The sequence below is a fragment of the Streptomyces sp. NPDC019890 genome, from assembly GCF_044903445.1.
In the GTDB taxonomy this organism is placed as follows: domain Bacteria; phylum Actinomycetota; class Actinomycetes; order Streptomycetales; family Streptomycetaceae; genus Streptomyces.
Map to the genome: position 1 here is coordinate 1 of NZ_JBJDQK010000026.1, position 14,883 is coordinate 14,883.

Genomic DNA, 14,883 nt, shown 5'->3' on the forward strand with positions numbered 1-14,883 from the left:
GGGCTCCCCCCGCCGTCCCCGCACGGCGCGCGGCAGCCGGCACGCCCTCGCCGGGGGGCGGGACACCGCCGCCGGCCGAGGCGCCCACGGGAGACGGAGCGCAGGTGCTGTGCAAGCGGATACCGAAGATCGAGAAGCGTCTTGAGCGAGCCCTGGACCGCCTCGGCGGAGACGCGACGCAGCGCGGCTCCATCGCCCGGCTGGAGAAGCGGGTCGAAAACGCGAGGGCAGCAGGTCACACCGAGATCGAGACCTACCTCAACGACAAGCTCACCTTCCGCCGCTCCCTCGTTCCCACTCTCGAGAAGCGCCAAAAGGACCTGACCGCGGTCAAGACCTGGTGCAAGGCGAACAACAACGGGAGCGAGAACTGATGTCCTGCCGACGCACCGCCATCGTCGCAGCGGCCACCCTCCTGTTCCTCAGCGCCCTCACCGGCTGCGGGCAGGGCGGTGACCGGAAAGGCAGCGAAGCCACCGACCGCCCTACGGCCACCAGCCCCGCGGAGGTCACCAAAATGAAGCAACTCGTGGATGCCGCCGAGTCGGCCGCCGCCGCAGCGGAATCCGCGGCGGCAGCAGATGGGCAGGACTGACCGGGCGCAGGCAGCGGGGCAGAGCTTCCCCCCGTCCGCCGGGCCGCCGCCCCTGCCAAGAACACCATGCCGACAGAGCCCACCCAGAACCGGCCAACCTGACGGAGTCCTGCTACTTGGTTCGCAACATGAGGGCGAGGCGCGTGTTGTCGCCGTAGACGCCCGTCTCGTCACCGCGGACGCCGTACCACTGTTGGAATCTGGCCACGGCCGCTCGGACCTCCTTGTCGTAGCGACCATCGATCGCGCCGCCGTCGTACATGTTCGGGACCTGGAGCAGACGAACCTGCAGCTCGTATACCCCGTGGCCGCTGTCGCCCTGGCGCAGCACGCCCGTGCCCGGGATCTCGGGGAGCCCGGGAGCGGGGTTGTCGGGCACGGGCGGCCGGTCCGGTTGCTCGGAGGGCGCGGACGGGACCGCCGGTCCGGGGTTGTCGCCGGCCAGCAGCGAAGAGGCGAGGATCAGTCCGGTCACGGCGCCCAGTCCGAAGATTCCGGCGACACGCGTGTCCCGCCGGTCGCCGAAGTGCCGCCATCCTCGGCTTCTTTTCCTGGCATGCGCCCCGCGGACGGGTGGCTGTGGCGGTGGCGACTCCACGGACGGGGCGAAGAGTTGATCCGAGGGCGGGGCGAGGAGTTGGTCCGAGGGCGGGGCGAGGAGTTGGTCCGAGGGCGGGGCCGGGCGCCCGTCGGTATCCGACCGGTTTGTGTACGGGCGCGGGCCGGTCCGGCCGCGCGCGCCCTCCTGCGGGCGAGGGAAGGTCAGCGGCGGTGCGGCGTACGTCGGGCCTGCGCCACTCGCCATCCGCGGCTTTCCCACCGGCGGCAGCTTTCCCAATGACGGGGGCGGAACAGGCTCCAGATGCGTGGCGCGCAACCACAGCGGCTCCACCACGACATCCTCCGGAGCGTCGACCTGCCGTACGCCACGGGTCCGCAGCGGCTCCACCACATACGGCTCGACGGCGTGCGGAAGATCCGGATCCAGGCGCTCTGGCGCAGGCACCACCGGCTGTGTCCGTCGGGGTGGGGGCGGAGGCGGAGGCAAGGAGACAGGCGGGGGCGGATGACTGACGCCTGCGTCCCTGGTCGGTCCGCCGGGTTGTTGCCAGGACGGCGGCGGGGACTCGGGCATGCCCTGCTGCTCGTCGATCGCGTAGAGGTCGGCGCGTGCGGCATCCAAGGCGTCGAGCACGGCCTGGAAGGAGTCCCGTATGTCTTGCGCGAGATCAGGACCTGGACTGTGAGCTCGCTGAGGGTCGGTGTCGTCGAATCCCACCGGCAGTCCTCCTCAACCAGCGATGTCTTTCATCGGCGGATGCATACCAAAACGTCGAATGACAGTCGCAGGGGTGAGTCCCTGGCGGAGAGCCGGGCGGCACGGGTCGGGCTTGGCTGTTTCGTTGTGAGGCGATACGCAGCCCGTGCGGCCTTGACTCAACCTGCCTTCCGGGATGTGGCCCACATCTCGTCGATTCCTCGGGGAGTTGACGCCTGCGGCAGCCAACCGAGAGCCGACTCCGACGCGGACACATCGTCGGTGGATCTACGGTGCGTTCGCAGAACCGGCGTCTGTAGCGGATGGCGCTGGAGGCCGAGCACATCACAAGGGCGAAGAGAATCACCGCGCCGAAGAGGACGTTCAGCTCTCTGGGAGACGAACGCAGTTGACTCGGAGTGAGTCGTCGCTGTCGGCTCGGACCCTGAAGCGTCGGCGATGGTGTGACCAGCCGCAACCTCCAAGGGAGTTGCGTGGCCCACGTTTCAGCCGCTGATTGAACGCTGACTCGCTCCGGCCCGTTGACCTCGATAACCGGTGCCCGCCTGTAGACCGGTGAGTGAGTGAGGTTCGCACATGCCAAGGATCCTTCCGAAAGACACCGAGCGGCGCCTTCCGGCCGCTGGTTGCTGCCCAGCCTGGTCGGCCGACCACGGTTCCTTCCAGCGAATCACGCACTGAGGGTCGAGCCATGGACTACTGCGTACCCTGCCGCCGCGACCTCAACGGCGCCGTGACGTGCCCAGAGTGCGGGGCATACGACTCCGACATGCCACCGCCGGGCGATCGGAGCGGCGGTGCTCCGGCAGTCGACACGGCGGTGCTGGAGGTCCTCTTCAGCGAGGGACCGGGCTCCTTCTCGCCCCCGGCCCCTGCCTGGTCCCCCACTCCCTCTGCCGATGTGCCCGCAGCCCGGCGCCGCTGTCCGCCGCGACTCAAGAAGTACGGCGGCCGGACTCTTGCCGCGGCCACCTTCGCCATGCTCGGCGGCCTGGCCGCTGCATCGCTGCTGCCCCAGCACTCCGCTGGCTCCTCACGAGCAGCGCCGAGCCCGGAACAGGCATCCCCCGACGAGCTCCAAGTCCCCGTCAGCGAATCACCCATGGCCTCACGTTCGCCGGAACGTCCGACCACGCACCCAGCCAGAGGAAGCGTCCGGGACCGGAAAAGTGGTGCGACTGGGCGCGCCCGCGCGACGGCCACTCACCGGGAATCACCGGCTTCCCAAACTCCCGCAACCCCCACCGGTCCGCCCGTGAAGGCCAAGCCGACGCCCCGCCCCTCCAGTGCCCGCCCCAGCCACTCGGCCTCGCCGACGGCGACCCCTTCCGCAAGTCCTACCGGCAGTGTCAGCACCTCGCCCACGAGCAGTCCCTCGCCGAGCACCACAGGTGTGCCAGTGACCGATGTACATACCGATGTACATGGGGAATGGAAGGAGCCGTTGCTGCCGGACCGACGCCGCAGCGGGGCGGTCGGTGGCACGATCACCGGGAGGTGACCGATGCGATCGCCCTTCAACGCGTCGAGGACCAGGAGGAGGGGCTGCTGTTCGGGTCCTCGGCGCCCCGTGGGCAGCCGGGGCATGGCGCCCGGCGCCCGCAGCGCTCTGGCGGGGGCGGGCAGAGGGTGACAGGGTGGGAGTATCAGTCATATCCCTGTTTATGCGGAAGGGCGATGAAAGCCATGGCTGAGCATCCGCACGCCGCACTCGTACGCAAGGGCTACGAAGCCTTCTCCCGTGGCGACATGGACACACTCCGTGGCCTTATGACCAACGACGCCACGTACCACGTCCCCGGCAGCAGCCAGCTGTCCGGCGACCTCAAGGGGCAGGACGCGATCATCGACTACTGGGGTCGCCTGTTCTCCCTGACGGACGGCACGCTCAAGAGCGAGCTGCAGCACCTGCTCGTCGACGGCCGGGGGCACGTCGTCTCTGTCCACCGTGCCACAGCCACCCGGCAGGGCCGCAGCCTCGACATGATCGGAGGCATCGTCTTCAGGATCGTCGGCGACAAGGCCACCGACTTCGACGAATGTGCGACGGACATCGACGCCTTCGACGAGTTCTTCGCCTGATGGCCTGATCCCCGGGCCGCCCCCGCCGGACCGCGGCGGGAGGATCCCGGGCCCGCCAACCCCAGCAGTGCGGTCGTGGAGGTGGACCGCACCGTCACCACAGCCGTGTCCGCTGCCGGGCGGCTGCTCTGACCGCCGCCGGCGCCGAGGTGCGCCGCGGCACGGTGGAGGACCTCGACAGCCTGCGCACCGGCGCCGCCGAGTCCGAGGGGGTCATCCACCTGGCGTTCAACCACGACTTCACCCAGCACGAGGCCGCGGCGCGCGCCGAACTGCGCGCCATCGAAACGTTCGGCGATGCCCTTGAGGGGTCGGACCGGCCGCTGGTCATCGCCACCGGTGGGCCTGTGGGGAGTGAGCAGGACGCGCCGCCCGCCTCGGCGAGCCCCCGGAACGCCGGCGCCCAGGCAGCGCTCACGCTCGCGGAGCGCGGCGTGCGCTCATCCATCGTGCGGCTCGCGCCGACGGTCCACGACCAGAGCAAGCGCGGCCTTGTCGGACAGCTGGTCGACATCGTCCGCGAGAAGGGCGTCTCGGGCTACCTCGGCGACGGGTCCAACCGCTGGCCCTCGGTGGTACACCGGACTCGATGCCGCGCGCTTGTTCCACCTGGCGGTGGAGAAGGCACCGGCGGGATCGGTGCTGCACGGCGTCGGTGAGGAGGGTGTGACCGTCCGCGCCATCGCCGAGGTCATCGGCCGCCACTTGAATGTGCCGGCGACCGCCGTCGCCGCCGAGGACGCGGGTGCCCACTTCGGCTTTCTGGCCCGCATCCTCGGGCTCGACATGCCGGCCTCGCAACGGCCACCACTTCGACAGCTGACGAGGCAGGACGGCCACTCCACCCGGCACCGCTACGGCCGGGAATGGTCCCGCAGTACGCGCCGGACAGATCCGATGACCTCATCGATACCGCTCGACTGCAGAACAGCTTGCTTCGAGGAGTCCTGCTCGTCCGTGATGCCGACCGTGACACCTATGGACTGGCCGTTGGACACGCTCACTTCCAGCCGACGGCGCAAGACTTTGGCGAAGCGGACCTCGTCGTCTTCGGGGTCACGGGTGTTCAACCGCTCCAGAGACAGATCGGCCGGAGCCGGCGTGGTCCGGGTCGACACCGCCACCACATGGTTGTACTGGTACTCCTCGGTGTCCTCCATGGACAGTCCGCCGCTGAGGAAATCCAGGGAGCAGTGGTAGATGGCGAGATGGTGGACCGTGGGGCAGATGACGAGGACCTCGTACAGCTTGAACCGCCACACTCCATCCTCGCCGATCCCAAAGTCGCTCAACTTCGGCCCGTACAGCACCAGCGGACGCTTCTTGGGACGTTCCACCATCTTGTCGGCGAGCAGGGCAGCGACCGGATCCCAGGACGCCGCGCCGGTCTCCAGGTGATCCGCGGTGATGCCGAGACGGTGCATGGCGCGGTCCTCGATCTGCTGCAGGTCGAGCGCCAGTGTCCGGTCCATCTCCCGGTCGGAGGGCTTGGGTTCGGCTTTCTCGTACTCGGCCTTGTAGCGCGCTTTCCGGATGGCGCCCTGGACGAGGGCGTAACCGCCACCTATGAATAGCAGGACGGCCAGGAAGCTCTGGCTGCTGAGCAGGATCAGGCCGAGCAGAACCGCGATCCCACCACCAGCGAGCAGCGCCACAGCGATCTGCTTCAGGCTGTCCTTCGGGGTGGGTTGGAAATACTTTTCGATTCTCCGCTTCCGCTCGGTCGCCTGATTTCCGGCAAGGTTCGAAGACATCAAACAGTACCTTCCACGTGTTCGTTCAAAGCTCGCCAGACACGGCTTTCGAGTGCGGGGACATGTCGGCAGATCAGCGCGGCATGTGAACGGTCGACCTGCTGCGTCATCAGGCGCAGGTTGCCGGGAATCCGAGGGGAGTCCATCCAGGCGTTGGTGCGGTCCTCCTCCACGAGTGCCGAGAGGAAGCGGGCGTGAGCGGTATGCGGCGACGGACCCAGCGCCTTCAGCGCGGCGGTGATTTGGGAACCGCTGCACAGACTCGGACGCTTCCCCCCGAGTATGGCGAGAGCGTGGAAGAAACGTGCGTCGGCGGTGGCGGAAGGGCCGAGGGCGTTGAGGTCGACACACTCGGTCAGGTGCGCGACCGCCGATTCGTAGAGACCTTCTCTCAGGGACCTCTCTCCGCGCCGAAAAAGACCCTCCGCACGCTCCTGCGCGGAGAGTTCCGGCGGAGTGAGGTATACCGTGTCAGCGTTGTAGATCGTTTCGGCCACTTGCCGGTCGACATTGTGGGTGCCCTTGGCCTTCTGGTTCTTCGAGCCTCCCATGCGCTATCACCCGGCAAGGGAACTGATGATCATGGCGATGGTGGCGGCGACAGAACCGGCAGGCAGGCGTGTGGCGATGTCACGGGCCCGCGCCAACGCACCTACTGCGGCTTCCCGTTCGGGCAGCGAGTCGCGAGCCTGTACGACCTCGGCACGCAATTCGGCCCACTCGTCCGCGGGGGCACCCTGCTCGTCGATCCGGGCGAGCAGAGCACCGAGGTGCGCCAAAGCAGTGGAAGTGGCCTCGGGCCCGATATGCAGGGTCTCCCCCTGGTAGATGTTCTGGGCGCTCTGTTTGTCGATGTGGAACTCAGCCACCCGTCCCCCCGGATAATCCTGGTGAAATTAACGGCACTTATGGTGCTGATACTACACAAGTCCAGGACATCACTCATCGTCAATCATGAGATATCCCATTCGGCCATTATTCGATTATCGGTAGGTATCAATGGATCCATTCATGACAACTTTATGCCCTGGATTGCTCGTTTTTGATCGCGACCCAGAAATGGTGAGGTCGGCGCCAACTCCCGGGGCGTTTTGAAGTCCAGATGATCACGTGAGGCTCCAATGACGGCTTGCCGACGGCCCTCCATGAACGCATCGAAGCTTCCGTTGAGGACGTATGGCTCTACCACAGAGAGGTAGAAGGCCCGGCGCAGGCGTCGGCTGTAGCTCTTCGGCCGGTGAAGGATCCCTCGGGCACAGACGGCCGGCAGGGGCGGCAACCTCAGATCTAGCGCAAATCTTCCAGGCAGGCGTTGTCGTGAGCAGCCCTCCACTGTCAGGGTCGTCTCCATTCCGCCACCCCCGAGCAGGCAAACCTTGATCCGGAGGCTCCATGCCTATACGTCGTCGTGCCTGTGCTGCTCTCCTGGCGGCCCTGAGCGTTCCGCTCGCCCTGTCCTTGACACCTGTGGAGGCCGCACCCGCGCAACGGCCCCCGGCGAAGGAGCCGGTCGCGACCGGCAGCGGTGGAGCAGTCGCCAGTGTGAACCCGTACGCCTCCAGGGCCGGCCTCGAGATTCTGCGGAAGGGCGGCAACGCCGTTGACGCCGCAGTGGCGACCGCTGCCGCACTCGGTGTGGTCGAGCCCTACTCGGCAGGCGTGGGCGGCGGTGGGTTCTTCGTGTACTACGACGCGAAGACCGGCAAGGTCCACACCATCGACGGTCGGGAGACCGCACCGGCCCGTATGCGGTCGGACTCGTTCATCGACCCGGCCACGGGCGGGCCGGTCCCCTTCCAGGAAGCCGTCAACTCCGGTCTCTCCGTCGGCATACCAGGAACCCCCGCCACCTGGGAGAACGCGCTGCACGACTGGGGCACGATGCCCCTCGGACGGACACTCGGCCCCGCCACCCGGCTCGCCGACGAAGGCTTCGTCGTGAACAAGGAGTTCCGGGCGCAGACGGCCATGAACGAGGACCGCTTCCGGGACTTCACCTCGACGTCCGACCTGTTCCTGCCGGGCGGCGAACTCCCCGTCGTGGGCTCACGCTTCCGCAACCCCGGCCTCGCGAGCACCTACCGCCTGCTCGCCAAGAAGGGTCTCGCCGGCTTCTACGGCCGCGACATGGCCCGCGAGATAGTCGACACGGTCCAACACCCTCCCGTGGCACCGGACTCGGACAGGCGCGTTCGCGCCGGGCTCATGGAGACCAGCGACATCGCCGGCTACCGGACCGTGCGGCGCGCGCCGACCCACACCGCCTACCGGGGCCTGGACGTCTACTCCATGGCGCCCGTCTCCTCCGGCGGAACCACCGTCGGCGAGGCTCTGAACATCCTGGAGAACTTCGACCTGTCCGCGGCGACGCCGACCGACCGGGCCCAGGCACTTCACCGCTACCTTGAGGCCAGTCGTATCGCCTTCGCCGACCGCAACCGGTGGGTGGGGGACCCGGCCTTCTCCAAAGTGCCCACACAGGAGTTGCTCTCCAAGGAGTTCGCCAAGGACCGGGCCTGCCTGATCAGTCGGGACTCGGCGCTGACCAGTCCGCTGGCCCCCGCCGACCCGCGCAGCCCCGGCTCCCACTGCACCACGGGAACCGGACGCGCCGAACCCTACGAAGGGCCCTCCACCACTCATCTGGTGACCGCCGACCGCTGGGGCAATGTGGTCTCATACACCCTGACCATCGAGCAGACCGGCGGCTCCGCCATCACCGTGCCCGGCCGGGGTTTCCTGCTCAACAACGAGTTGACCGACTTCGATTTCACCCCCTACTCCGCGGAGGTGGACGGCCCGAACCTTCCCGGACCCGGCAAGCGCCCGCGCAGCAGCATGTCGCCCACCATCGTTCTGCGGCACGGCAAGCCCCTGCTTGCGGTCGGCTCACCGGGCGGTGCCACGATCATCACCACCGTCCTCCAGACCCTCATCAACCGCGTGGATCTGGGCATGACTCTGCCGGAGGCGGTCGCCGCACCTCGCCTCTCGCAACGCAACCGCGCGAACACCGAGGTCGAGCCTGCCTTCCTCGACTCCCCCGCGAGGGCCGAACTGGAAAAGCTCGGCCACAAGTTCGTACTCGCCAGCCAGACATTCACCCCGGCACCGGAGATCGGAGCGGTCGCGGCTCTGGAATTCCTCGACGACGGCGACATCCAGGCCGTTGCGGAAGCGGCACGTCGTGGTGGTGGCTCCGCCATGGTTCTCCGGAAGAACGACTGACCGCTGGTCTCACCTGATCGCCGATCTGCAGGCCGGGGGCCTGCAGATCGGCGTGCCGGAGGCCGCCTCACGCTGAGCGTGGTCCGGGCCTTCGCGCCCGTCCTGGCCGCCAATGGCGGGCACCGACAGCGCCGGGCGATCGCCGCCCCGTCCCGTACGGGTGCCGATCTCCCGATCATGGCCGGGGCCGGGCCAGGTACTCCGCGATGCGTTCCCCCCATGTACGAATGTCGGCGCGAGTCCGGGACACATGCAGGTCGGCGGGCGTCAGCAAATGGGCCAGCGTCTCAGCGGTCGACACGGGGTGGCCCGGGTCATCCGTCCAGGCCAGGATCAAGCCCGGCCGGCGCAGCCCGGCGATTGCCGTGCGGGAGGGCAGGTCGGACAGCGCCAGGCCACGCAGGACCGACGGCAGTACCCGCTCGGCGGGCGTCGGTGGGAACTCGGGAACGTCGGCTACGACTGCGGGGCGAGGCTGTGCCCCCTTGGCCGCGAGCCAAGCGTCCACTCCCCCTCGTTCGATGGCGTCGGCGGACTCCCGGTTGGCCCGCGCATGCGCCTCCCGCGTCGTCCATGCAGTGGGTGGGATGAGCAGGACCAGTCGGCAGAACCGTTCGGGCGCCCGGACAGCGGCGTGCAGCACGCTGCCGCATCCCATCGACGCGCCCATGGCGTCGACGGGCTCGGCAGCACCCAGGTGATCGAGCAGGGCCAGCAGATCGTCGGCAAGCGAGGCGTACGTGTAGTCGGTGTCCACGGGTTCGCCGGTGGATCGCCCGTGCGCCCGGGCGTCGTAACGGACCAGGCGCTGCCCGGCGTCCAGGACCGGCGCCCAGTCGAACAAGCCCATCCGGTCCTCGGTGGCCTGGCTCACGAACCCGCCGTGTGCGTACACGGCGAGCGGGCCCTCACCGGCGTCGTCGTAGCACAGCTCTGCCCGGCGATGCCAGAAGCGGCCTTCCCTGACGGTGTGCCTGCCCACTGCTCTCATGGCTGCGCGCCTCGCCTCAGCACCTCTACGCCAATGCTACGGCTGCGGAAGACCAGCGTCGCTGCCAGGAGTGGCGGTCAGGGGCTGGTGGATGATGCCTCTCCGCCTGCGATGAGGAGCGCGAAGGGCTGCACACGCGCACGCTGAATGCGCCCTATGCCTCGTCTCGTGCGGCAGCATTGCGTCGATCCGAACTTCACCTGCTTCGACTTCACCCGCTTCGACTTCACGCTGCTTGAGTCCCACCTCAGGCAGCTCATCCGGCAGGCCCCACCACCGGCACCGGGCACCCGAGGCCGTCGGCCCCGGATGCTGACGAGCTCTCCCGTGTCTGGCACGGCTGGCTGAAAGGTTTGGCGGTCTCGGGCCCCGACAGTGCTCCAGCCCGGTCCCGGCGGCAGCGACTGGTTGCGAGGAGAGCAGCCAATCGCCCGTGCGTCGACGGAAATCGGCGACCGGTCCGCCCCTGTTGGTCAACTCAAGGTGGACCTTTGAGGCGTCCTGTCGTCCCGCTTGTCCGGCGTTTCCTGGACGTACTCGAATCACCCATGAAAGGCATTCACACGCCCGGTCCGCCCCTAATGCTCCGTCATCCGCATGGGGAGGCTCACATTATCCAGGCGTGAGCACGTCATGCAACGCGCTCCGGTCGACCGGCCGGCCACCGGAGTCGACAGGGCACAGAAGGGGCCAACCGGGCTTTGTGGTCCGAGAGTTGAATCCTCCGAGCCTGCGAGTAGGTCATCCGTCCCGGACTATTGACTCCAGTTCAGTCCCTGGGGATTCTCTTCGGCATGCTGCGTCGGCCGAATACGCCCGTCAGCCGGCGGGTGATGCGACCGGCCGGTGTCCCTCCTCCACGCGCCAACCGTCGCGGCGCGGCGAACGGCCGGACAGTCCGACGGCTGTGGCTCAGCTGACGGCCTCAGCCCCTTGCCCCCACACCGTCCCCTGATGGAAGGCCGTACCGTGACCCCACACACGCACCGCAGGCCCAGACTGATCGCGACCCTGTCGTCCTTCCTCGCCCTGGCCACGATGCTCTTCGGCGCGGGGACCAGTTCCTCCGCCGAGGCAGATGTCAACTGGTGGTCCCCAGGAGCCCGGCCCGTCCCCGACTCCCAGATCAACGTCACCGGCGAGCCGTTCACCGGGACGGACGCCCACGGCGAGGTGCGGGGCTTCGTCGACGCGCACGATCACCTGATGTCCAACGAGGCCTTCGGCGGCCGGCTCGTGTGCGGCAAACCGTTCTCCGAACAGGGAGTCGCCGACGCCCTCAAGGACTGTCCCGAGCACTACCCGGACGGCTCGCTCGCTCTGTTCGACCTCATCACCAAGGGCGGCGACGGCAAGCACGACCCCAACGGATGGCCGACGTTCAAGGACTGGCCGGCCCCCGACTCCCTGACCCACCAGCAGAACTACTACGCCTGGGTCGAGCGGGCCTGGCGGGGCGGCCAGCGCATCCTGGTCAACGACCTCGTCACCAACGGTGTGATCTGCTCGGTCTCCCCCTTCAAGGACCGCGGATGCGACGAAATGACATCCATCCGCCTGCAGGCGAAGAAGACGTACGAACTGCAGGACTACGTCGACAGAATGTACGGCGGCCCGGGCAAGGGCTGGTTCAGGATCGTCACCGACGCCACCCAGGCCCGCCAGGTCGTCGAACAGGGCAAGCTGGCCGTCATCCTGGGCGTGGAAACCTCCGAGCCGTTCGGCTGCAAGCAGATACTGGACATCGCGCAGTGCGGCAAGGACGACATCGACCGCGGCCTGGACGAGCTGCACAAACTCGGTGTGCGCAGCATGTTCCTGTGCCACAAGTTCGACAACGCGCTGTGCGGCGTCCGCTTCGACTCCGGCACCCTCGGCACCGCGATCAACGTCGGCCAGTTCCTGTCGACCGGCACGTTCTGGAAGACCGAGAAGTGCACCGGCCCCCAGCATGACAACCCCATCGGCAACGCGGCGGCGCGCGAGGAGGAGAAACTTCCCGCCGGCGTCGAAGTCCCGGCATACGCCGCGGACGCGCAGTGCAACACCCGAGGTCTCACCGAGCTCGGCGAGTACGCAGTACGGGGCATGATGAAGCGCAGCATGATGCTGGAGATCGACCACATGAGCGTCAAGGCCACCGGCCAGGCCTTCGACATCCTCGAGTCTCAGGCGTACCCCGGCGTGATCTCCTCGCACAGCTGGATGGATCTGGGCTGGATCGAGCGGGTCTACCGTCTCGGCGGTTTCGTTGCCCAATACATGAACGGCGCCGAGGGCTTCACCAACGAGTCTAAGCTCGCCGACGCGCTGCGCGACAAGTACAAGGTCGGTCTTGGGTTCGGCAGCGACATGAACGGCCTCGGCGAGCATGCGTTGGGTCGCGGTACGGACGCACCAACCCCGGTGAAGTACCCCTTCCGCAGCACCGACGGCGGCTCCGTCATCGACCGGCAGGTCACCGGCGACCGCACCTGGGACATCAACGTCGACGGCACCGCGCACTACGGCATGGTTCCGGACTGGGTCGAGGAGGTCCGGCTCCTCGGCGGCCAGGGCGTGGTCGACGACCTGTTCAAGGGGGCCGAGTCCTACCTGGACACCTGGAAGGCGACCCAGACCCACAAGCCGGGGGTCAACCTCGCCGCGGGCGTGCCCGCTGCGGCCAGCTCGTCGGAGTGGAACCTGTTCACGAGTTACGCCCCCGACAGGGCGGTGGACGGCGACAAGGGCACCCGCTGGGCCAGCGACTGGAGCGACGACCAGTGGCTGAGAGTCGACCTCGGAAGCCCGAGGCTGATCAGTCGGGTCACCCTCGACTGGGAACGCGCCTACGCAGCCGAATACCGCATCGAAATCTCCACCGACGGCACCAACTGGCGACCGGTGTGGTCCACCACCACCGGCAACGGCGGCCTCGACACCGCCGAATTCACCGCCGTCTCGGCCCGGTACGTACGCATGCACGGGATCAAACGCGGTACCGGCTGGGGCTACTCACTCCACGAAGTCGGCGTCTACAGCGGCTGAACGTCCACAGCAGCTGAAACAATCGGCGCGACCGGTTTCACGGCCCCGGGCACGCATGTGTCCGGGGCCGCTGTCACCGGCATCCGCCGCCGAAGCGAGCATGCCGCAGCCTGGGAAGCACGTCCGTCCCGGGGGACGTATCAGGCCGGGAGGGGAAGGCACATGTCACGCAAGCCGTCGGCCGAACGGCGCCGGCAGCTGATCGAAGCGGCCATCCGAGCCATGACCCGCGACGGCGTCGCCAAGACCACCACACGGTCCATCGCCGCCGAAGCAGGCGTCTCCCTGAGCGTTTTCCACTACTGCTTCGACTCCAAACAGGCCCTGCTCGAGTCCGTGATCACTTCCATCACCGACCACTACATCGCCGGCGTCAGGGAGGCCATCCAGCCCAAAGCCACCCTGCGGGAAACCTTCCTTGCGGGCATCCACGCCTACTTCGACCATGTGGCTGCCAACCCCGGCGAACACATGCTCACCTACGAACTCACCCAATACGCCCTGCGCCAGCCGGGATTTGAGCATCTGGCTCGACACCAGTACGAGCAGTACACCCACATCTACACCGAGCTCCTCGAGGAACTCGGCCGCACGAGAGGGTACGAACTCCTCGTCCCCGCCCCCGTCCTGGCCCGCTACCTGGCCGCCATGACCGACGGCCTCACCCTCAACTACTTGGTACTCGGTGACAAGGCCGGCGCCCTTCACGTGCTGGACACCATCGCCAACCACCTCACCAGCCTCGTCAACGAGTAGCCGACAGCCACCGAGGGCCTACGGCAGAGCGGTGCCGCGAGCTGTGATCCACAGCTCGTACCACTCCTCGTGAGTGAGGTCGGGTTCCCGCCGGGCGGCGTCGCGGCAGGCGAGGATGCGCTCGGGTCGGGCGCTGCCGATGACCGGCGCGATCCGGGCCGGGTGACGCTGGAGCCACCACAGCACAATGGTTTCCGCTGTCGTGCCCTTCTTCCTGGCCAGGACAGTGACGAGCTGCGCGGTCGCGTGCTCGGCCGCCGTCTCCTGGCGGCCGGTGAAGCGTCCCTGAGCGAGCGATCCCCACGCCTGCAGCTGGATGTCGTTGTCACTGCAGTGCTCGATCGTCCCCAGCGGGAAACTGTTCGTGGCTGCTTCAGGAGTGTTGACGAGGACTCCGGCTTCGAGCCAGTCCCGTCGCTGCAGACTCATCTCCAGCTGGTTGGCGACCAGGGGGACATCGAGGGCAGCCTGGAGGTGCGCGATCTGCGCGGCGCTCATGTTCGAGACGCCGAAGCGCCGTACCAGGCCCTGCCGGTGCAGCGAGGTGAGCGCCTGGGCAATCTCTTCCGCACCGGCCAGCGGGTCGGGCCGATGCAGGAGCAGTACATCGATGACATCGGTGCGCAGGCGAGCGAGACTTTCCTCGACGCGCTGGATGATGCTGTGCCCGCGCAGGTCGTAGACGCCGGGCCGGTCGCCGTCCGCGAGGCGGATACCACACTTGGTCTGCACCGTGATGCGTTCGCGCAGCCCCGGCGTGCGGGCCAGGACTTCACCGAAAACCGCTTCGGCCTTGCCGTGGCGGTAGATGTCGGCATGGTCGAACGCGGTGATCCCGCTGTCCAGCGCGGCATTGATCGCGGCCTCGGCATCGTCGATGTCAGCGGCACGGTAGGGCTGGGTGTCCCAGCTCCCGCCCAGTCCCATGCACCCGTACAGCAGCCGGTCCTCACAGGCGTCGGTCTTCGTCGTCACGCCACCACCTTTCCACGACACTGCCTGCCGTGCCGGTAGCGGGGTGTCATCGCCGGTCGAGGCGAGAAGGAGTACCGTCCCTGCGGCGCGAGAACGATCAGCTTGCGCGCAGATACGCCGAGGTGGACACCCGGCCGAGCAAGCTCAGCCGCGAAGTCCCGCTCGCCAGATGCTTGTCCAAGGCGTCCTGCAC

Annotated in this window: 13 protein-coding genes; 7 read left to right on the forward strand and 6 right to left on the reverse strand. The window is 67.8% G+C overall.

What is annotated here, in order from left to right; all coding sequences use genetic code 11:
* On the forward strand, nucleotides 1-374 hold a 374-nt coding region (locus ACI2LP_RS32855; protein WP_404728191.1), incomplete at its 5' end, for a hypothetical protein.
* Complete coding sequence (locus ACI2LP_RS32860) at nucleotides 374-595, forward strand: hypothetical protein (RefSeq protein WP_404728192.1); 222 nt, start codon at nucleotides 374-376, stop codon at nucleotides 593-595. The genes ACI2LP_RS32855 and ACI2LP_RS32860, both read left to right, overlap by 1 nt.
* 112 nt (nucleotides 596-707) lie before the next feature.
* On the opposite strand, the gene ACI2LP_RS32865 is transcribed toward ACI2LP_RS32860, so the two are convergent.
* Nucleotides 708-1,601 (reverse strand): peptidoglycan-binding protein, encoded by an 894-nt coding sequence (locus ACI2LP_RS32865; RefSeq protein WP_404728193.1) that lies wholly within the window; start codon nucleotides 1,599-1,601, stop codon nucleotides 708-710.
* Between the two features lie 1,959 nt (nucleotides 1,602-3,560).
* On the opposite strand from ACI2LP_RS32865, the gene ACI2LP_RS32870 reads away from it, so the two are divergent.
* Nucleotides 3,561-3,956 carry a nuclear transport factor 2 family protein gene (locus ACI2LP_RS32870; RefSeq protein ID WP_404728194.1) on the forward strand — a complete coding sequence of 132 codons (396 nt, stop codon included), beginning with the start codon at nucleotides 3,561-3,563 and terminating at the stop codon, nucleotides 3,954-3,956.
* 164 nt (nucleotides 3,957-4,120) lie between these two features.
* The gene (locus ACI2LP_RS32875) at nucleotides 4,121-4,615 is read left to right on the forward strand and encodes a hypothetical protein (RefSeq protein ID WP_404728195.1); all 495 of its coding nucleotides are present in this window, start codon (nucleotides 4,121-4,123) and stop codon (nucleotides 4,613-4,615) included.
* A gap of 195 nt (nucleotides 4,616-4,810) precedes the next feature.
* Here ACI2LP_RS32875 and ACI2LP_RS32880 read toward each other — a convergent pair whose 3' ends face one another.
* Genes ACI2LP_RS32880 through ACI2LP_RS32890 form a run of 3 tightly spaced genes read right to left on the reverse strand, consistent with a single transcriptional unit; the run spans nucleotide 4,811 to nucleotide 6,579 of the window.
* On the reverse strand, nucleotides 4,811-5,710 hold the full coding sequence (locus ACI2LP_RS32880; protein WP_404728196.1) for a hypothetical protein: 900 nt from the start codon (nucleotides 5,708-5,710) through the stop codon (nucleotides 4,811-4,813).
* On the reverse strand, nucleotides 5,710-6,261 hold the full coding sequence (locus ACI2LP_RS32885) for a hypothetical protein (RefSeq protein ID WP_404728197.1): 552 nt from the start codon (nucleotides 6,259-6,261) through the stop codon (nucleotides 5,710-5,712). Before ACI2LP_RS32885 ends, ACI2LP_RS32880 begins: the two co-directional genes overlap by 1 nt.
* A 6-nt stretch (nucleotides 6,262-6,267) precedes the next feature.
* Nucleotides 6,268-6,579: a hypothetical protein gene (locus tag ACI2LP_RS32890; protein ID WP_404728198.1), complete on the reverse strand. Its 312-nt coding sequence runs from the start codon at nucleotides 6,577-6,579 to the stop codon at nucleotides 6,268-6,270.
* Between the two features lie 523 nt (nucleotides 6,580-7,102).
* Here ACI2LP_RS32890 and ggt point away from each other — a divergent pair.
* Nucleotides 7,103-8,938, forward strand: coding sequence for a gamma-glutamyltransferase (gene ggt, locus ACI2LP_RS32895; protein ID WP_404728199.1), 1,836 nt, complete (start codon nucleotides 7,103-7,105; stop codon nucleotides 8,936-8,938).
* Between the two features lie 175 nt (nucleotides 8,939-9,113).
* Here ggt and ACI2LP_RS32900 read toward each other — a convergent pair whose 3' ends face one another.
* Nucleotides 9,114-9,929 (reverse strand): alpha/beta fold hydrolase, encoded by an 816-nt coding sequence (locus ACI2LP_RS32900; RefSeq protein ID WP_404728200.1) that lies wholly within the window; start codon nucleotides 9,927-9,929, stop codon nucleotides 9,114-9,116.
* Nucleotides 9,930-10,967: 1,038 nt separating this feature from the next.
* Between ACI2LP_RS32900 and ACI2LP_RS32905 the strand changes: the two genes are divergently transcribed.
* Nucleotides 10,968-12,959: a discoidin domain-containing protein gene (locus ACI2LP_RS32905; RefSeq protein ID WP_404728203.1), complete on the forward strand. Its 1,992-nt coding sequence runs from the start codon at nucleotides 10,968-10,970 to the stop codon at nucleotides 12,957-12,959.
* A 162-nt stretch (nucleotides 12,960-13,121) separates the two neighbouring features.
* Entirely contained in the window at nucleotides 13,122-13,715 is a 594-nt protein-coding gene (locus ACI2LP_RS32910; RefSeq protein WP_404728201.1) for a TetR/AcrR family transcriptional regulator, read from the forward strand.
* Between the two features lie 18 nt (nucleotides 13,716-13,733).
* Here the strand turns inward: ACI2LP_RS32910 and ACI2LP_RS32915 are convergent, their stop codons facing one another.
* Nucleotides 13,734-14,690, reverse strand: coding sequence for an aldo/keto reductase family oxidoreductase (locus ACI2LP_RS32915; protein ID WP_404728202.1), 957 nt, complete (start codon nucleotides 14,688-14,690; stop codon nucleotides 13,734-13,736).
* Nucleotides 14,691-14,883: the final 193 nt, after the last annotated feature.

Excerpts from the sequence above, each read along its gene's own strand:
- ggt (WP_404728199.1), top strand. The coding sequence starts at position 7,103 with ATGCCTATACGTCGTCGTGCCTGTGCTGCTCTCCTGGCGGCCCTGAGC.
- ACI2LP_RS32910 (WP_404728201.1), top strand. The coding sequence starts at position 13,122 with ATGTCACGCAAGCCGTCGGCCGAACGGCGCCGGCAGCTGATCGAAGCG.
- ACI2LP_RS32905 (WP_404728203.1), top strand. The coding sequence starts at position 10,968 with ATGCTCTTCGGCGCGGGGACCAGTTCCTCCGCCGAGGCAGATGTCAAC.
- ACI2LP_RS32870 (WP_404728194.1), top strand. The coding sequence starts at position 3,561 with ATGGCTGAGCATCCGCACGCCGCACTCGTACGCAAGGGCTACGAAGCC.
- ACI2LP_RS32885 (WP_404728197.1), bottom strand. The coding sequence starts at position 6,261 with ATGGGAGGCTCGAAGAACCAGAAGGCCAAGGGCACCCACAATGTCGAC.
- ACI2LP_RS32900 (WP_404728200.1), bottom strand. The coding sequence starts at position 9,929 with ATGAGAGCAGTGGGCAGGCACACCGTCAGGGAAGGCCGCTTCTGGCAT.
- ACI2LP_RS32860 (WP_404728192.1), top strand. The coding sequence starts at position 374 with ATGTCCTGCCGACGCACCGCCATCGTCGCAGCGGCCACCCTCCTGTTC.
- ACI2LP_RS32880 (WP_404728196.1), bottom strand. The coding sequence starts at position 5,710 with ATGTCTTCGAACCTTGCCGGAAATCAGGCGACCGAGCGGAAGCGGAGA.